14 protein-coding genes and 1 tRNA gene are annotated in these 15,171 nt (G+C 69.6%); 5 read left to right on the forward strand and 10 right to left on the reverse strand.

Annotated features, from left to right (window positions below):
• Nucleotides 1-5: 5 nt before the first annotated feature.
• On the reverse strand, nt 6-1,019 hold the full coding sequence (locus tag ACLZOT_RS44600) for a carbohydrate ABC transporter permease (protein WP_416974976.1): 1,014 nt from the start codon (nt 1,017-1,019) through the stop codon (nt 6-8).
• A gap of 5 nt (nt 1,020-1,024) precedes the next feature.
• A complete protein-coding gene (locus ACLZOT_RS44605; protein ID WP_416974977.1) occupies nt 1,025-2,362 on the reverse strand; it encodes an ABC transporter substrate-binding protein in 1,338 nt (445 codons plus the stop codon).
• A 349-nt stretch (nt 2,363-2,711) separates the two neighbouring features.
• Between ACLZOT_RS44605 and ACLZOT_RS44610 the strand changes: the two genes are divergently transcribed.
• The gene (locus ACLZOT_RS44610; protein ID WP_416974978.1) at nt 2,712-3,758 is read left to right on the forward strand and encodes a LacI family DNA-binding transcriptional regulator; all 1,047 of its coding nucleotides are present in this window, start codon (nt 2,712-2,714) and stop codon (nt 3,756-3,758) included.
• A 13-nt stretch (nt 3,759-3,771) separates the two neighbouring features.
• Here the strand turns inward: ACLZOT_RS44610 and ACLZOT_RS44615 are convergent, their stop codons facing one another.
• Nucleotides 3,772-4,011: a hypothetical protein gene (locus tag ACLZOT_RS44615; protein WP_416974979.1), complete on the reverse strand. Its 240-nt coding sequence runs from the start codon at nt 4,009-4,011 to the stop codon at nt 3,772-3,774.
• 234 nt (nt 4,012-4,245) lie between these two features.
• On the opposite strand from ACLZOT_RS44615, the gene ACLZOT_RS44620 reads away from it, so the two are divergent.
• Complete coding sequence (locus ACLZOT_RS44620) at nt 4,246-5,031, forward strand: serine/threonine protein kinase (RefSeq protein WP_416974980.1); 786 nt, start codon at nt 4,246-4,248, stop codon at nt 5,029-5,031.
• A gap of 556 nt (nt 5,032-5,587) precedes the next feature.
• On the opposite strand, the gene ACLZOT_RS44625 is transcribed toward ACLZOT_RS44620, so the two are convergent.
• The 4 genes from ACLZOT_RS44625 to ACLZOT_RS44640 all read right to left on the reverse strand — a co-directional run bounded on the left by ACLZOT_RS44625 (nt 5,588) and on the right by ACLZOT_RS44640 (nt 8,495).
• A tRNA-His gene (locus ACLZOT_RS44625) sits at nt 5,588-5,660 on the reverse strand.
• Between the two features lie 111 nt (nt 5,661-5,771).
• Complete coding sequence (gene orn / locus ACLZOT_RS44630) at nt 5,772-6,374, reverse strand: oligoribonuclease (protein ID WP_416974981.1); 603 nt, start codon at nt 6,372-6,374, stop codon at nt 5,772-5,774.
• A gap of 163 nt (nt 6,375-6,537) precedes the next feature.
• Entirely contained in the window at nt 6,538-7,782 is a 1,245-nt protein-coding gene (locus ACLZOT_RS44635; RefSeq protein ID WP_416974982.1) for a helix-turn-helix domain-containing protein, read from the reverse strand.
• Between the two features lie 377 nt (nt 7,783-8,159).
• On the reverse strand, nt 8,160-8,495 hold the full coding sequence (locus tag ACLZOT_RS44640; RefSeq protein WP_416974983.1) for a hypothetical protein: 336 nt from the start codon (nt 8,493-8,495) through the stop codon (nt 8,160-8,162).
• 324 nt (nt 8,496-8,819) lie between these two features.
• Between ACLZOT_RS44640 and ACLZOT_RS44645 the strand changes: the two genes are divergently transcribed.
• Both ACLZOT_RS44645 and ACLZOT_RS44650 read left to right on the forward strand, forming a co-directional pair.
• Nucleotides 8,820-9,347, forward strand: coding sequence for a universal stress protein (locus ACLZOT_RS44645; RefSeq protein WP_416974984.1), 528 nt, complete (start codon nt 8,820-8,822; stop codon nt 9,345-9,347).
• Nucleotides 9,348-9,495: 148 nt separating this feature from the next.
• On the forward strand, nt 9,496-10,071 hold the full coding sequence (locus ACLZOT_RS44650; protein WP_416974985.1) for a GPR1/FUN34/YaaH family transporter: 576 nt from the start codon (nt 9,496-9,498) through the stop codon (nt 10,069-10,071).
• Nucleotides 10,072-10,253: 182 nt separating this feature from the next.
• Here ACLZOT_RS44650 and glmS read toward each other — a convergent pair whose 3' ends face one another.
• Together glmS and ACLZOT_RS44660 are read right to left on the reverse strand one after the other, a co-directional pair.
• Nucleotides 10,254-12,071: a glutamine--fructose-6-phosphate transaminase (isomerizing) gene (glmS, locus tag ACLZOT_RS44655; RefSeq protein WP_416974986.1), complete on the reverse strand. Its 1,818-nt coding sequence runs from the start codon at nt 12,069-12,071 to the stop codon at nt 10,254-10,256.
• A 13-nt stretch (nt 12,072-12,084) separates the two neighbouring features.
• Nucleotides 12,085-12,342: a hypothetical protein gene (locus tag ACLZOT_RS44660; protein WP_416974987.1), complete on the reverse strand. Its 258-nt coding sequence runs from the start codon at nt 12,340-12,342 to the stop codon at nt 12,085-12,087.
• Between the two features lie 186 nt (nt 12,343-12,528).
• On the opposite strand from ACLZOT_RS44660, the gene ACLZOT_RS44665 reads away from it, so the two are divergent.
• Entirely contained in the window at nt 12,529-14,094 is a 1,566-nt protein-coding gene (locus ACLZOT_RS44665; protein ID WP_416974988.1) for a purple acid phosphatase family protein, read from the forward strand.
• A gap of 72 nt (nt 14,095-14,166) precedes the next feature.
• Here ACLZOT_RS44665 and ACLZOT_RS44670 read toward each other — a convergent pair whose 3' ends face one another.
• Nucleotides 14,167-15,042 carry a DUF4429 domain-containing protein gene (locus ACLZOT_RS44670; protein WP_416974989.1) on the reverse strand — a complete coding sequence of 292 codons (876 nt, stop codon included), beginning with the start codon at nt 15,040-15,042 and terminating at the stop codon, nt 14,167-14,169.
• Nucleotides 15,043-15,171: the final 129 nt, after the last annotated feature.

A 15,171-nucleotide genomic window follows, 5' to 3' on the forward strand; every position in this document is an offset into this window, starting at 1 on the left:
TACTCCTAACTGCCACTGCTGGCGCGCAGGCGGCGCGAGATGACGTAGTTGACGATGCCGATCACGATGAGGATCAGGAACATCGTCCAGGCGATCGCCGAGGCGCGGCCCAAGTGCTGGTTGACCCAGCCCTGTTCGTACAGATAGAGGCCGAGCGTCTGGAACTGGTGCTCCCCGCCGCCCGACGCTCCCTTGTTCGGGTCGAACAGCAGGGGCTCGCCGAAGACCTGGCTCGCGCCGATCGTGGAGACGACGACCGTGAACAGGATCGTCGGCCGCAGCGACGGCAGCGTCACGTGGATGAACTGCTGCCAGCGGCTCGCGCCGTCCAACGCGGCCGATTCGTAGAGGTCGTTGGGGATCGCCTGCATCGCGGCCAGGTAGATCAGCGCGTTGTAGCCGGTCCACCGCCAGATGATGATCGTCGAAACGGCGATCTGCGAGGGCCACTTGTCGCCCTGCCAGTCCACCGGGCCGAAACCCACCAGATCCAGGGCCCAGTTGATCATCCCGTAGTCGCGCCCGAAGAGCAGCACGAAGACGAGCGAGGCGGCGGCGATCGACGTCGCGTACGGCGCGAGGATCACCACACGGTAGAAAGTCGAGGCGCGCAGCCGGTAGTTGAGGATGTGCGCGATCCCCAGGGCCATCAGCAGCTGCGGGACGGTCGAGATGATGCCGATCGTCAGCGTGTTCTTCGCCGCGTTCCAGAAGAAGTCGTCGTCGAAGATCCGCGTGTAGTTGCGCAGCCCCACCCACTTCATGTCGGTGGGCGCGGTCAGCTCCACCTGGTGCAGCGAGGCCCAGCCGGTGTAGATCAGCGGGAACAGCCCGAAGGCCAGGAAGAGCAGGAAGAACGGCGAGACGAACGTGTACGGGCTCCACTTGATGTCCCGCTGCCAGCGCCGCGAGAGCCGGGCCCGGCGCTTCTTCTCCGCCTCGGAGAGCTCACCGGGCGCGGGGCGGCCCGGGGCCGCGCCCCCCTTCGCGGGGGGCGCGGCGGTGTCATGACTGGCCATGCGGGTCACTTGTCCAGGTTGTTGTCGATGGTCTTGGTGGCGGTGTCCCATGCCTCCTGGATCGACTTGCCCTTCGTCACCAGGAACACGCCGTTGTCGGTCATGCCCTGCTGGATGATCTGGTCCTTCGGGCCGATCGGCTGGACCGGGATGTTCTTGGCGGCCTCGGTGAAGATCTGGCCGATCGGGGCGTCACCGGTCATCTCGTTCTTGCCGGCGATGACCTGGGGCATCGTGTACGCCGCGGGCGTGCTCGGGACGCTGCCCTGGATGGCGAAGAGCTTGGCGAGCTGCGCGGGCTGGGTCAGCCAAGTCACCAGCGCCTCGGCCTCCTTGACGTTCTTGCTGGTCTTGGGGACGCCGAGGAAGGTGCCGCCCCAGTTGCCGGCCTGCGGCGCCTGCGCGACGTCCCACTTGCCGACCGCCTCGGGCTTCGACTTGCCCTTCAGGTAGCCGAGCATCCACGGCGGGCAGGTGATCGCCGCGAACTTGTTGTTGGCGATGCTCTGGTCCCACCCGGTCTGGAACTGGGTCACCGGCTGGACCAGGCCCTTCTGGGCGGCCTCTCCGGCGATGTCGAACGCGGCGCGCACCGCGGGGTTGGTCTTGTAGACGACCTCGCCGGACGTGTTGTAGAACTTCTCCTTCTGGCTGCCGGTGATGGCGTTGAACAGTCCGCCGGGCGAGTCCATGAAGTAAGTCCCGCTCGGGGCCTTGGACTTGTACCGCTCGCCGACGCTGATGACCTTCTTCCAGTCCCCCGCCCACAGTTGGGCGACCTGGGCGCGGTCGGTGGGCAGCCCCGCCGCCGCGAAGAGGTCCTTGCGGTAGCAGATGCCGGTCGGGCCGACGTCCGTACCCAGGGCGATCGTCCTGCCGTCCTTGGTGGTGGACTGCGCCCACTTCCAGTCCAGCCAGTTGCTCTTGACGACGCCCTCGGCCTTGCCGATGTCCTCGAACTTGTCGGCCTGCGTCGCGACGATCTCCGCGATGTTGCCGACCTCGATGGCCTGGACGTCCATCAGACCGGCGTTGGTGGTGAGGTGGTTGAGCAGCGCCGGGTAGTAGTTCTCGTTCCGCTCGACCACGTTCTCCTGGATCTTGATGTCCGGGTGGAGCTTCTCGTACTCGGTGTAGAGACCGGCCTCCTTGAAGCCCTGGGTGCCGAAGAGTCCGAGGGTGATCGTCGTCTGCCCCTTGCCGCCACCGCCGCCGGACGACGCCGACGGATCGCTGGATGCGTTGTCGCCGTCGTCTGCACAGCCGGCCAGCAGCCCGGCGCCCAACGACACGGCAGCCGCCAGGACCACCACCCGACGGGAGGTTCGGGAACGTGCTCGCATTGCGTCCTCCTGTTGCCCTGACGTGCCGACCCCCGGCCAACTTGCATGGTTGGACCCGTACTTTTCTCGCTGCGGCTCGGGTGGGGAACGTGCGGGATGTGTATGTGTCAGGTAGTGTGGGAGCGCTCCCACAAGTGATGTGTTGAAGAGTCGTCGGTTCCGGCGGGGGTGTCAAGGGAGTCGACGCGGAGAGATGCGTTCAGTTATCGGGACGTTAACTGGAAGCGGGACCCGTCGGTTTTCGGCCGGGCGGGTCCCGCTGGCGAGGGTGCGGTGCGGGCCGTTTCATGTCAGGACAGGGCTGTTAGATTCCAGGCCAGTGCGTAGCGATCGAGGGAAGGCGGGGCCCATGGCAACCCACGGAGCGCGGGGCCGCAGCGGTGGCCGCCCGACCCTTGAGGAGGTGGCCGCCCGCGCGGGCGTCGGCCGGGGCACCGTCTCCCGGGTGATCAACGGCTCCCCCCGGGTCTCCGACGCCACCCGCGCCGCCGTCGAGGCCGCCGTCGCGGAGCTGGGGTACGTCCCGAACACCGCCGCCCGCGCGCTCGCCGCGAACCGCACCGACGCGATAGCGCTCGTCGTCCCCGAGCCCGAGACGCGGTTCTTCTCCGAGCCGTACTTCTCCGACATCCTGCGCGGCGTCGGCGCCGAACTCTCCGACACCGAGATGCAGTTGCTACTGATCTTCGCGGGCAACGACCGGGAGCGCAAACGCCTCGCGCAGTACCTCGCCGCGCACCGCGTCGACGGCGTCCTGCTCGTCTCCGTGCACGCCGACGACCCCCTCCCCGACCTGCTCGCCCAGCTGGAGATCCCCTCCGTCATCAGCGGCCCCCGCTCCGCCGCCGAGACCCTGCCGTCCGTCGACTCCGACAACTACGGCGGCGGCCGCTCCGCCGTCGAGCATTTGCTCTCGCGGGGCCGCGAACGCATCGCCCACATCACCGGCCTGCCGGACGTGTACGGCGCGCAGCGGCGCGTCGACGGCTACCGGGACGCGATGGAGGACGCGGGCCGGGAGCCGCTCATCGAGGCCGGGGACTTCACGGAGGAGAGCGGTTACCGCGCCGCCCAGCGCCTCCTCGCCCGCGCCCCTCTCCTGGACGCCGTCTTCGCCGGCTCCGACGTCATGGCCGCCGGCGCCCGCCAGGCGCTGCGCGAGGCCGGCCGCGGTACCCCTCACGACGTAGCTCTCGTGGGGTACGACGACTCCGCCATCGCCCGGCACATGGAGCCGCCCCTCACCAGCGTCCGCCAGCCGATCGAGGAGATGGGCCGGCACATGCTGGACCTCCTCCTGACCGAGATCGCGGACCGGCGCCCGGCGGTGTCGCGGGGGCTGGAGCGGAGGCAGATCGTGGTGGCTACGGAGCTGGTGGTGCGGGCGTCTTCCTGAGGGCGGGGTTCATTCACCAGCGCGCGGGTGGTGGCGGGGAGTCCGGCGGGCGTCGTGCCGGTCGGCCGGAGGACTTGTTGGTGACGAGCCAGATGACGCCGAGGATGACGGCTCCGGCGACCCAGATGAAGAGGATGAACCCGGCGCCGATGGCGGTCCCGAGGTCGTTGGCGTTCTGACACAGCTCATCGGCCCCGCAGTCCTTGCCCTCATCGGACGCGTCGTCGATCCCGTTGACGAGCCATACGAGCATCAGTGCGTTGAACCCCAGGATCACCCACGTGAGCGCCCGCCACCGGGGCCGGCGTCTACGACGGGCACGCCCGCGGGGTGCGGCAGGTGGCGGCGTAGGACTGGTCCATCCCTGGTACGACATGGCGAGCCTCCCAACCACACGAACGGCTCCTACCTCGACGATACGACCCCCGCCGTGACCCGGCAGTTTCTCGCTGGACGACCCCGTCGGGCCCCTGGAACACTCCCCGCCATGCCCCCGCACCCCCTCCTGGACCTCGACGATCTCCCCGTCCCCCTGGAGAGCTACCTCTCAGGTATCGGCGAGGTCTTCCGCCGCTTCACCGCCCCGGAACAGGACTCGGGATGTACCTCCTACGGGGTACGCCTCCCGAGCGGCGAACGCTGGTTCGTGAAGACCCTCACGACCCCCGAGGCCCACCGCACCCTGGCCCGGGCCTGGCGCTTCCACCGAGCCGTACGTCACCCCGCGATAGTCCCCCAGCTCCACCGGCTGGGCCCGGCGGCGGTGATGCCCTGGCGGGACGGCGGCCTCCTCTACACCCCCGAACACCGCACCCGCTTCCGCCGGTTGCCGCTCCCCGAGGTCCACCGGGCCCTGGACACCCTCCTGGACGCCCACCTCGCCGTGGAGTCGGCCGGCTGGCAGCCCGTCGACTTCTACGACGGCGCCCTCCTCTACGACTTCGACGGCGCCGCCCTCCACCTCATCGACCTCGACGAGTACCGCCCGTCCCCCCTCCGCCTGACCGCCGCCCGCCTCCCCGGCTCCCGCCGCTTCATGGCCCCCGAGGAATGGCACCGAGGCGCCCGCATCGACTCCCGCACGACGGTGTACGTCCTCGGCAGAGCCGTACGCCTCCTGCTGGACGCGGGCGAGGACGAGCGCGGATGGCGGGGGACGGCGGAGCAGTTCGCGGTGGTCGAGCGGGCGACCCACGAGGAGCCGGGGGAGCGGTTCGCGGACGTACGGGAGCTGGCGGGGGAGTGGCGGAGGGCTTCGGCCCAGGCAGCCTGATGCTCAACTCCCCGCCGTTCCACAGCGATCGAGAGCCGCTCGCACCTTCTCCAGCCCCTCCACCCGCAGGCGTTCCCGATCGGGCATCCGGTCGTCCGGCCGCCAGCGCCACGCCGAGAACAGCGCCCAGTCCACGCAGCGCACCGACCAGGAACTCCCGTTCGGCGTGAGGGAGTTCGGGACACCCCTGGGTCACCTCCCGCAACGCCGTGGCGGCGCGCTCGGTGACGTGGGGCACGTCCAGGGTGATCCGGCGCAGGGCGGTGTGGTGCCGGATGAGGACGTCGGCGTAGGCGTCCGGCGCGATCTCCGCGCCCGTGGGCTCGTAGTACGTCCAGGGCGAGACGGCGAACCCGTCACGTACCCGGACGCGCGGTTCGACCCGGTGATCGAGCTCACTCACCGGAGCACCGGCCACGGCGAGCAGCCGGGCGACCTCCACCTCGAACGCGGAGCCGGCCGCCTGTCCGGCGGGCGCGACCCGGGCCAGAGCCTCGCGGGGGAGCATACGACTGAGGGCCGACCCGCCTGAGCGGATCGGCCCTCAATACTTCAGGGTGAGTGACGGGACTCGAACCCGCGGCATCCTGGACCACAACCAGGTGCTCTACCAGCTGAGCTACACCCACCATGTCCGGCGTCGGAGTGTTTCTCTCCTACCGGCCGAGAAAAAGTGTACAGGGTCCGAAGGGGTGCTCGCGCACGGGTTTCGCGGCGCCCCTTCGAAGGGGACCTGAGGACTAGCTCGCAGGTAGGACGTGCCGTGCGGCGATGGACTTCGCGGTGTCCGAGTCGGGCCCGGGCTGGGGGACGAAGATCGCGTCGCGGTAGTAGCGGAGTTCCGCGATGGATTCGCGGATGTCGGCGAGGGCGCGGTGGTTGCCGTTCTTCTCCGGGCTGTTGAAGTAGGCGCGCGGGTACCAGCGCCGGGCCAGCTCCTTGACGGAGGAGACGTCGACGATGCGGTAGTGGAGGTAGGACTCCAGCGCGGGCATGTCCCGGGAGAGGAAGCCGCGGTCGGTGCCGACGGAGTTGCCGCACAGCGGCGCCTTGCCGGGCTCCTTCACGTGCTCGCGGATGTACGCGAGGACCTGCGCCTCGGCGTCCGCCAGCGTCGTACCGCCCGCGAGCTCGGCGAGCAGTCCGGACGAGGTGTGCATCTGACGCACCACCTCCGGCATCGTCTCCAGCGCCGCGTCCGGCGGGCGGACGACGATGTCGACCCCCTCGCCGAGCACGTTCAGCTCGGAGTCGGTGACGAGGGCGGCAACCTCGATGAGAGCGTCGTCGGACAGCGAGAGGCCGGTCATCTCGCAGTCGATCCACACCATGCGATCGTTCATGCGTCCACCCTAAGGCTGACATCCACCGATCGGGTGTACCCCGACCTGGGGCAGCTCCCCGGTAGTACCCCTTGAGAGGTACCTCCCGAGACGTACAGAAGCCTGGCCCGGAAGGACTACCCCTTCCGGGCCAGGCATCAGACCGGTCGACCGGCCGCCGGGCTCACGTTCCGCTGCGCTGCCCCGGCAGGGCCGCGCGGGCGGTGGCGTACGGATCCCGGTCCCGTTCGCGGGAGACCGCGTGGTCCGGGGAGAGCCCGGCACCCGCCGGGGACCCGACGGACGCCGTACGGCGGGCCTGGAGCGGGACCGGCGGCTCGGGGTGCAGCCCCGGGGACGGCGGGCCCAGCGGGGCCGGGGCGGGATCGCTGTCCAGCTGGCGTTCGCTCTGCGGACGGCGGGCCCGGTACGCGGCGCGGTACGCGGCCGGCGAGGAGCCGAGCTGGCGGCGGAAGTGCCCGCGCAGCGCCACCGGTGAGCGGAAGCCGCAGCGGCCCGCGACCTCGTCCACCGAGTAGTCGGACGTCTCCAGCAACCGCTGTGCCTGGAGCACCCGTTGGGTGATCAGCCACTGCAGCGGCGCGCTGCCGGTCAGCGAGCGGAACCGGCGGTCGAACGTGCGCCGGCTCATGTACGCGCGGGCGGCGAGCGTCTCCACGTCGAACTGTTCGTGGAGGTGTTCCAGCGCCCAGGAGACGACCTCGGCGAGCGGGTCGGCTCCGATCTCCTCGGGTAAAGACCGGTCGAGATAGCGCTCCTGACCGCCCGAGCGGCGCGGCGGGACGACGAGCCGGCGAGCCAGCGCGCCGGCCGCCTCGTTGCCGTGGTCCGTGCGCACGATGTGCAGGCACAGGTCGATCCCGGCCGCCGTACCGGCGGACGTGAGGACGTCGCCGTCGTCGACGAACAGCTCTCTCGGATCGACGTGCACCGACGGATAACGCTTCGCCAGGGTCGGCGCGTACATCCAGTGGGTGGTCGCCGGACGGCCGTCCAGCAGCCCGGCGGCCGCGAGGACGAAGGCGCCCGTGCAGAGCCCGACGATGCGGGCTCCCTCCTCATGTGCCCGGCGCAGCGCGTCGAGCGCCTCCTCGGGCGGTGGCGCGGTGATCGAGCGCCAGGCCGGTACGACGACCGTCCCGGCGCGGGAGATCGCCTCCAGACCGTGTGGCGCGGTGAGTTCCAGGCCCCCCGTGGTCCGCAGCGGGCCGTCCTCGCCGGCGCACACCAGCAGGCGGTAGCGCGGTACGCCGGCGTCCTGGCGGTCGATGCCGAACACCGACAGCGGTATGGAACTCTCGAATATGGGGCCGCCGCTGAACAGCAGCACCGCGACGATCTCCTTGCGGCGGCGCCCGGAAAGCTTCCGGGCAGCGGCTTCCGGCGCGGCAGTGGAGTCGTGGCTCATCCTGCTAAGCCCCCCTCGGTGGTCGCGGCTCCTCGGTTGTGTCGCTCCTGCACGTTTCCCCTCGGTCCTGCACGAGTCCCCCGCCGTAGACAGTCAAGATCGAATCTACTGTGTCGCGTCGTGCCGCGGTGGCCAGTTCTCCACCCGGCGCATTGTCGACATGGCAACTTGGCGTGAAGCATTCGATCACGAAGCGTTGCACTAGGACGACGCGTAGGGAAGTGCGCCTCGGGGCAGTGGCCAATCTGCGTAGGGTGCGGGGGGTCTCTGAGACCCTTTCCGTGCAGGTCAAACGGGGGGTAGGGGGTGTTTGGCGCACCTGATGCACAGGTACGGGAAGTTGGCTGAAAAGCGATGTGGTTGTGCGCGGAAACCGGTCAACCGACCGGTGACCCTCCCCCGGTGTGACGTCCGCCTCGGTGCGCGCCCGCGCCCGCACGCGGGGGGCGCCTGTGGTGGTGCGTGTGCGGGGCGCGTTCCTCGGCGAGCACACGCGCCTCGCAGCGCTCCGACTGCCGCAGCAGCACCCGGCACACGGCGGTCACGGCGGCCAGCCCCAGCGCGGTGCCGGCGGTGCCGCCGAGCGAGGTGCCGTACCAAAGGAGTACTACGGGTACGAGGAGACAGGAGAAGACCGCCCAACGGATGAGATCGGTCGTCCGGTCCTCGGCGGACCCCGGGGGTCCCTCGGAGGTACTACGGGGTACGGGCATGGCGGTCTTCCTGTCTCCCGGGTGCGGTCGGTGGGGGCGGCCGGTCACCGGGTTCAACGCCTGTTCGACCGGTCGGTCACTCGGGTGTAGGGGCCGCGTCAGTGATTCCTGTGCAAACCGCCTGTACGGGGCAGCAACCATTGCGTTACGGGCGCCACCTCGTGCATGCTCCCTGGAACCCCCCACCGGACGGGCGCGGGATATGGGCTGAGGAGGCGTGCCGCCGTACCCTTGGGGGTATGGGGTTGGGAAGATGATTCCCGGACAACAGCTCCGCCGCTCCTGTCGCCCTCCCATCACAAGGATCGATACGCCGAGACAGTCATGGCCGGTCACGAATTCTTCGAACCCGCAGACCGCAAGCGGCCCGTCGCCGACCCTACGGCGGCCGAGCCCCTGGCGGCGGAAGAAGCACGTCCCACCTGCGATCCCGCCTTCAAGCACGGCGTCGTCGTCGGCTTCGACGGCTCCACGTCGAGCGAGCGGGCCCTCGCGTACGCCATCGGCATGGCCCACCGCTCCCGTGCGGGTCTGATCATCGTCCACGTCGCCAACCGGCTGCCCACGACCGTGTGGGCGGGCTGCGAGCCCCCGGTCTTCGTCGACGTCCCCGACCACCGCACCGAGGTCCTCGGCCTCGAACTCGCCTGCGCGGAGTACCTGTCGGAGGTGCCGTGGATCCTCGTCGAGCGCGGCGGTGACATCTGCCACGAACTCGAAGAGGTGGGGCGGGAGTACGAGGCGGACGCGATCGTCGTCGGCTCCACGCACGGCATCGTGGGCCGGATCTTCGGCTCCGTCGCGGGGCGGCTCGCGAAGCGCGCGCAGCGGCCCGTGGTCGTCATCCCGTAGGACCCGTAAGCCTTTTGAGGGACGGGTGACTCCTGAGGTCAGGCTTGTGCGGAGGCATGAAGCTACCGGCGCGTAGAGGTGTTCGTGCCTTTGTGAAGGGCATATATCGCACACCGCACAACTGCACATGCTTGAAGGGAGCCCCGCCGTGGCCAACGACGTCTCTGCGGGAATCACAGGCACCTCCACGATCGCCGGCCGACTCGCCCTCGCCGTCACCCTGTTGGCCTTCGGGCTCGGGTACGCCGATGTCATCGACGGGGTCTCGGCGGCCGACGCCGTCTCCGTCGCCCACTACGTCGGCGGCGTCACCCTCTTCGTCGCCGGACTCTTCGCCTTCCGGGACCACGACACCCTGAACGGGACCGGGTTCGTGGCCGTCGGGGCGTTCTGGTTCACCTGGGCCGTGTCCGCCGGCAACCAGGTCTCCGACAACGCGGCCGGGTTGTTCCTGCTGCTGTTCGCGCTCATCGCCCTGTCCCTCACGGTCTCCGGCGGGGACCAACTCACCCAGGGGACCTACGGGTTGTTCCTCGTCGCGCTGGTCCTGATGGCCGTAGCGCGGCTGTGGGGCCCCGACTCCCTTGCGAAGGTGGGCGGTTGGTTCGCCGTAGCGGCGGGCGCGGTCGCCTGGTACGCCGCGACAGCTGCGTTGGCCCACTGGCCCACCGCCCTGCCCCGACGTGGACGCGCTGCCGGCCGGGGGGTGACGGCCACCGGCTAAAAGGCAGCCGCAGCCGGGGAGTTGGGCGTCCCCGGCACCTATGAACGGGTCCCCGGTGAAGGTGGCATCACCGGGGACCCGTTCCTGCCTTTGCGCCTAAACCGGCGCCGCTCTCGCGGACCTGGTTGCTCGCCGCGGGGGTTCCTCAATTATCGCTTCGGCGGTCGGGGGCGAAAAAATCTCTACTCGACCGTCACCGACTTCGCCAGGTTGCGCGGCTTGTCGATGTCCCTGCCCAGGGCCTTCGCCGTGTAGTACGCGAGGAGTTGGAGCGGGATGCCCATCAGGATCGGGTCCAGCTCGTCCTCGTTCTTCGGGACGACGATCGTGCGGTCGGCCTTCTCCTGGTCGCGGTGGGCGACGGCGACGATCCGGCCGCTGCGGGCCTTGATCTCCTCCAGGGCGGCGCGGTTCTTCTCCAGCAGGTCGTCGTCGGGGACGATGGCGACCGTCGGGAGGGCGGGCTCGATGAGCGCGAGGGGCCCGTGCTTCAACTCCGAGGCGGGGTACGCCTCGGCGTGGATGTAGGAGACCTCCTTGAGCTTGAGGGACGCCTCCCGGGCGACGGGGTAACCGCGCACGCGCCCGATGAACAGCATCGAGCGGGCCTCCGCCAACTCGGCCGCCAGCTTCTCGTACTCGGCCTCGTTCGCCATGATCTCCGCGATCTGGCCCGGGAGTTTGCGCAGCCCCTCGATGATCCGCTTGCCGTCGCGCACCGACAGGTCACGCGTGCGGCCCAGGTGCAGGGCCAGCAGCGCGAACGCCACCGTCGTGTTCGTGAAGCACTTGGTGGAGACGACGCAGACCTCGGGGCCGGCGTGCACGTAGATGCCGCCGTCGGCCTCGCGGGCGATCGCCGAGCCGACGACGTTGACGACGCCGAGGACGCGCGCGCCCTTGCGCTTCAGCTCCTGGACGGCCGCGAGGACGTCGTACGTCTCGCCGGACTGGGAGACGGCGATGTACAGGGTGTCGGGGTCGACGACCGCGTTGCGGTAGCGGAACTCGGAAGCCGGCTCGGCGTCGGCGGGGATGCGGGCCAGCTCCTCGATCATCTGGGCGCCGATCATGCCCGCGTGGTACGAGGTGCCGCAGCCGAGGATCTTCACGCGCCGGATCTGCCGGGCCTCGCGCGCGTCGAGGTTGAGGCCGCCGAGGTGGACGGTGGAGAAGCGGTCGTCGATCCGGCCGCGCAGGACGCGGTCGACGGCCTCGGCCTGCTCGTGGATCTCCTTGTGCATGTAGGTGTCGTGGCCGCCCATGTCGTAGGAGGCGGCCTCCCACTCGACGGTCGTCGGCTCTGAAGTAGTACGGGTCCCCTCCGTGGTGTACGTACGGAAGTCGTCCGCCTTCAGGGTGGCCATCTCGCCGTCGTCCAGCGTTACCACCTGACGGGTATGCGCGACCAGCGCGGCGATGTCCGAGGCGACGAACATCTCCTTCTCGCCGATGCCGAGGACGACCGGGGAGCCGTTGCGGGCGACGACGATGCGGTCGGGGAAGTCGGCGTGCATGACGGCGATGCCGTACGTGCCCTCGACCAGGCGCAGGGCGTCGCGGACCTTGTCCTCCAGCTTCTCGGCCTGCGAGCGGGCGATCAGGTGGGTGAGGACCTCGGTGTCGGTCTCGGAGAGGAACTCGACGCCGTCCGCCTCCAGTTTGCGCCGCAGGTCGGAGGCGTTGTCGATGATGCCGTTGTGGACGACGGCGACGCTCAGGTCGGCCGAGAGGTGCGGGTGCGCGTTCACGTCGGAGGGGGCGCCGTGGGTGGCCCAGCGGGTGTGCGCGATGCCGGTGGTGCCCTTGAAGCGCGCCGGGACCTTGGCCTCCAGGTCACGGACGCGGCCCTTGGCCTTGACGACCTTCAGACCGGCCGACTTCGGGGAGGAGACGACGATGCCCGCCGAGTCGTACCCCCGGTACTCCAGCCGCTGGAGGCCCTCCAGGAGGAGAGGGGCCACATCACGCTTGCCGATGTATCCGACAATTCCGCACATATACAGGTATTCCTCAGCCGTAGATGATGCGGCGCAACTGCCGGAGGGAGAGCTCCGGCGGCGCGACCGCCCTGTACTTCAGGTCCGCCTCGATCCGCTCGAAGATCTCCGCGTTCACCAGGCCCTGCGCCTGGAGCTCGCGGTGGCGGCGACGGACGTAGTCCCCCGTCGTCTCGTCGAAGTAGGCGAGCACGTCCTGGATCACCCGCAGCGCCTCGCCCCGGCTCAGGGGGGTGGACCGCGTCAGATGATCAACGAGTTCGTCGTGCACCCGGTAGATCCTGGGGTAAGGAAGCGCCTTTCGCAAGAAACCTGCCCGATTTCGGGCACGCCTTGATGGGTGATTCATAGGCGAACGTTGAAGGTCTCATGAGCCCTTGTTCGGGATTCATCCATCCGGTGTCTTGCGGCCCGTCGCTCAGAAGGACGAATTTCAGACCTCATGGACACTCCTCGCATGGGCGTACCCGAGCAGCTCGCCGCCCGCATGACGATGGCGGAGCAGCACGAGTACCTGCGCGCCAAGTTCTCCCGCCGGTCGATGATGAGAGGCGGCGCCGTGACCCTCGGCGCCGTCGCCGGCGGCGTCTTCGTGCCGGGCGCCACCGCCCAGGCCGCACCCCGCACCCCGTCGTACCAGGGAGCTACGGAGAAGGTCGACGGCTCGCTCGTCGCCCCCTTCGGCCGCCACCTCGCCTACGGCAACGACCCCCGCACCGAGATCACCGTCTCCTGGCAGGTCCCGGTCGCCGTCAAGAAGCCGTACATCCGCATCGGCGCCCACCCCTGGGACCTCTCCCGCAAGATCGACGCCGAGGTCCGCACGCTGTACACCCCGGCCGGCGTCGGCGCCAGCGGCGACCACACCCAGTACTACCTGCACGCCAAGCTGACCCACCTGCGCCCCGGCAAGACGTACTACTACGGCGTCGGCCACGCCGGCTTCGACCCGGCCGCGCCCCATCTCCTGGGCACCCTGGGCACGTTCACCACCGCCCCCGCCCACAAGGCGCCGTTCACCTTCACCGCGTTCGGCGACGAGGGCGTCAGCTACCACGGCCTCGCCAACAACTCCCTTCTCCTGGGCCAGAATCCGGCCTTCCACCTGCACGCCGGCGACATCGCGTACGCCGACCCGACCGGCGCCGGCAAGAGCGCCGACACCGGCTTCGACTCGCGCGTGTGGGACCAGTTCCTCGCGCAGACCGAGTCGGTCGCCAAGTCCGTTCCGTGGATGCCGGCCTACGGCAACCACGACATGGAAGCCTGGTACTCGCCCAACGGTTACGGCGGCGAGGAGGCCCGCTGGAACCTCCCCGACAACGGCCCCGACAAGAAGAACCTGCCGGGCGTCTACACCTTCACCTACGGCAACACGGCGATCATCTCCCTCGACGCCAACGACATCTCGTTCGAGATCCCGGCCAACCTCGGTATCTCCGGCGGGACTCAGACCAAATGGCTGGAGGCGCAGCTGAAGAAGTACCGCGCCTCGAAGGACATCGACTTCGTCGTCGTCTTCTTCCACCACTGCGCCTACTGCACCTCCACCGCGCACGCCTCCGAGGGCGGGGTCCGGCAGGAGTGGGTGCCGCTGTTCGAGAAGTACACCGTGGACCTGGTCATCAACGGCCACAACCACCAGTACGAGCGCACCGACGTCATCAAGAAGGGCGCGGTCACCAAGAAGCTCCCGATCGGCGGTACGGCCTACCCCGAGACCGACGGCGTCGTCTACGTCACCGCGGGCGCGGCCGGCCGCAGCCTGTACGCGTTCACCGCGCCGCTGTCCTACGAGGGCCACGAGAACGAGGTCGACTCCGTCGCCTCCTTCATCAACACCAAGGACGGCAAGGTCGACGAGACGGTCACCTGGTCGCGCGTGCGCTACCTCGACTACTCGTTCCTGCGCGTCGATGTCACCCCGGCCGCGAAGGGCCGTACGGCGACGCTGACCGTGCGCGGGATCGCCGAGACCGGCGAGCAGGTCGACCACTTCACGGTGGCGCGTCGCGCGAAGTGAGCTGTGTGCCCAGAAGGCGGGGCGCACAGGTGAGTTGAGCGGCAGGCGGTTCTTCTACGGCATGACGGGACGTCAGAGTCGTTTGAGAATCGCCTGCTTGGCCATGGTGAACTCCTCCTCCGTCAACACGCCGTCCCGGTGCAGCTCGCCCAGCTCCCGAAGCCGCCGCAGCAGCGCGTCGTGGTCATCACCACTGGGCCGAGAGGGAGTTGATGGTGCGTCAGGGGCAGGCGCGGCAACCGGCCCCGCCGCCGGATGCGGCAGCCGCGCCTGGACCGCCGCCGCGACCAGCGCCATCAGCGGGTCCTTCTTGAACCCCCACAGCTCGACGGCGTTGGGGTCGTACTTCGGCGGCGCCTTCGTGGCGGCGCCCCGGACCGTGAAGCGCAGATACCCGTTCTCCAGCCCGGCGGCCGGCTGCCACTCCACGCCGAGGACGTCACCGATCGCCAACTGCCGTGTCCCGGAAGCCGACTTGGCGTCCTCGGTCTTCCAGTTCCACTCCAGCCGTACGACGTCCCCGTCGAAGCTCGCGCTGCCGTCCCCGGCGGACACCGAGAGCGGTACGGCGGGACCCGGCAGCAGGAAGGCGTCCACCGGGGTGCCCGGCACCTGCTCCAGGAGCAGCGCGTTGCGGACCTCGTCCACCAGGTACTCGGCGACGCCGTACCGGTCGGACTCGACGACGAGTTGATAGGGGTCGTGGGGTTCGGCGAGCCGGCCCGCCGCGGCCAGCAGCAGGGGGTCGGCGCCGTCGCGCAGACGCAGTCTCAACCGGCCGTTCTTCTTGCCCTGTTCGAAGGAGACACCGGCCAACGCCTCCAGGGGGACGGTGAGTTCACCCAGTTCCTTGCGGAGCAGGCTCACGTTCTTGTCATGGCCGGGCGTCAGCCGCAGCCGGTCGCCGTCGAAGACCCAGGTGCCGTCCTTCTGGATGATTTCCGCCATGCCATGATTGTCCATCAGAAGTGGGCGGGGGGCCCCCCCGGCCCCCGCCGGGGGGGCCCCCCCGGGTGGAAACTACCCCCCCGCCCGGCTTTCGCCGGGGCACCCCAGCGGGGGGGGGGGAGCCGGGGG

The sequence above is a fragment of the Streptomyces sp. 4F14 genome, from assembly GCF_048159485.1.
Taxonomy (GTDB): domain Bacteria; phylum Actinomycetota; class Actinomycetes; order Streptomycetales; family Streptomycetaceae; genus Streptomyces.

What these genes read in the sequence shown, in the direction of transcription:
- ACLZOT_RS44640 (WP_416974983.1), bottom strand. Translation starts at nt 8,495, where the DNA reads ATGCCCGTACCCCGTAGTACCTCCGAGGGACCCCCGGGGTCCGCCGAG.
- ACLZOT_RS44620 (WP_416974980.1), top strand. Translation starts at nt 4,246, where the DNA reads ATGCCCCCGCACCCCCTCCTGGACCTCGACGATCTCCCCGTCCCCCTG.
- ACLZOT_RS44605 (WP_416974977.1), bottom strand. Translation starts at nt 2,362, where the DNA reads ATGCGAGCACGTTCCCGAACCTCCCGTCGGGTGGTGGTCCTGGCGGCT.
- ACLZOT_RS44610 (WP_416974978.1), top strand. Translation starts at nt 2,712, where the DNA reads ATGGCAACCCACGGAGCGCGGGGCCGCAGCGGTGGCCGCCCGACCCTT.
- ACLZOT_RS44665 (WP_416974988.1), top strand. Translation starts at nt 12,529, where the DNA reads ATGGGCGTACCCGAGCAGCTCGCCGCCCGCATGACGATGGCGGAGCAG.
- ACLZOT_RS44615 (WP_416974979.1), bottom strand. Translation starts at nt 4,011, where the DNA reads ATGCTCGTATGGCTCGTCAACGGGATCGACGACGCGTCCGATGAGGGC.
- glmS (WP_416974986.1), bottom strand. Translation starts at nt 12,071, where the DNA reads ATGTGCGGAATTGTCGGATACATCGGCAAGCGTGATGTGGCCCCTCTC.
- ACLZOT_RS44670 (WP_416974989.1), bottom strand. Translation starts at nt 15,042, where the DNA reads ATGGCGGAAATCATCCAGAAGGACGGCACCTGGGTCTTCGACGGCGAC.
- orn (WP_416974981.1), bottom strand. Translation starts at nt 6,374, where the DNA reads ATGAACGATCGCATGGTGTGGATCGACTGCGAGATGACCGGCCTCTCG.
- ACLZOT_RS44600 (WP_416974976.1), bottom strand. Translation starts at nt 1,019, where the DNA reads ATGGCCAGTCATGACACCGCCGCGCCCCCCGCGAAGGGGGGCGCGGCC.
- ACLZOT_RS44645 (WP_416974984.1), top strand. Translation starts at nt 8,820, where the DNA reads ATGGCCGGTCACGAATTCTTCGAACCCGCAGACCGCAAGCGGCCCGTC.
- ACLZOT_RS44635 (WP_416974982.1), bottom strand. Translation starts at nt 7,782, where the DNA reads ATGAGCCACGACTCCACTGCCGCGCCGGAAGCCGCTGCCCGGAAGCTT.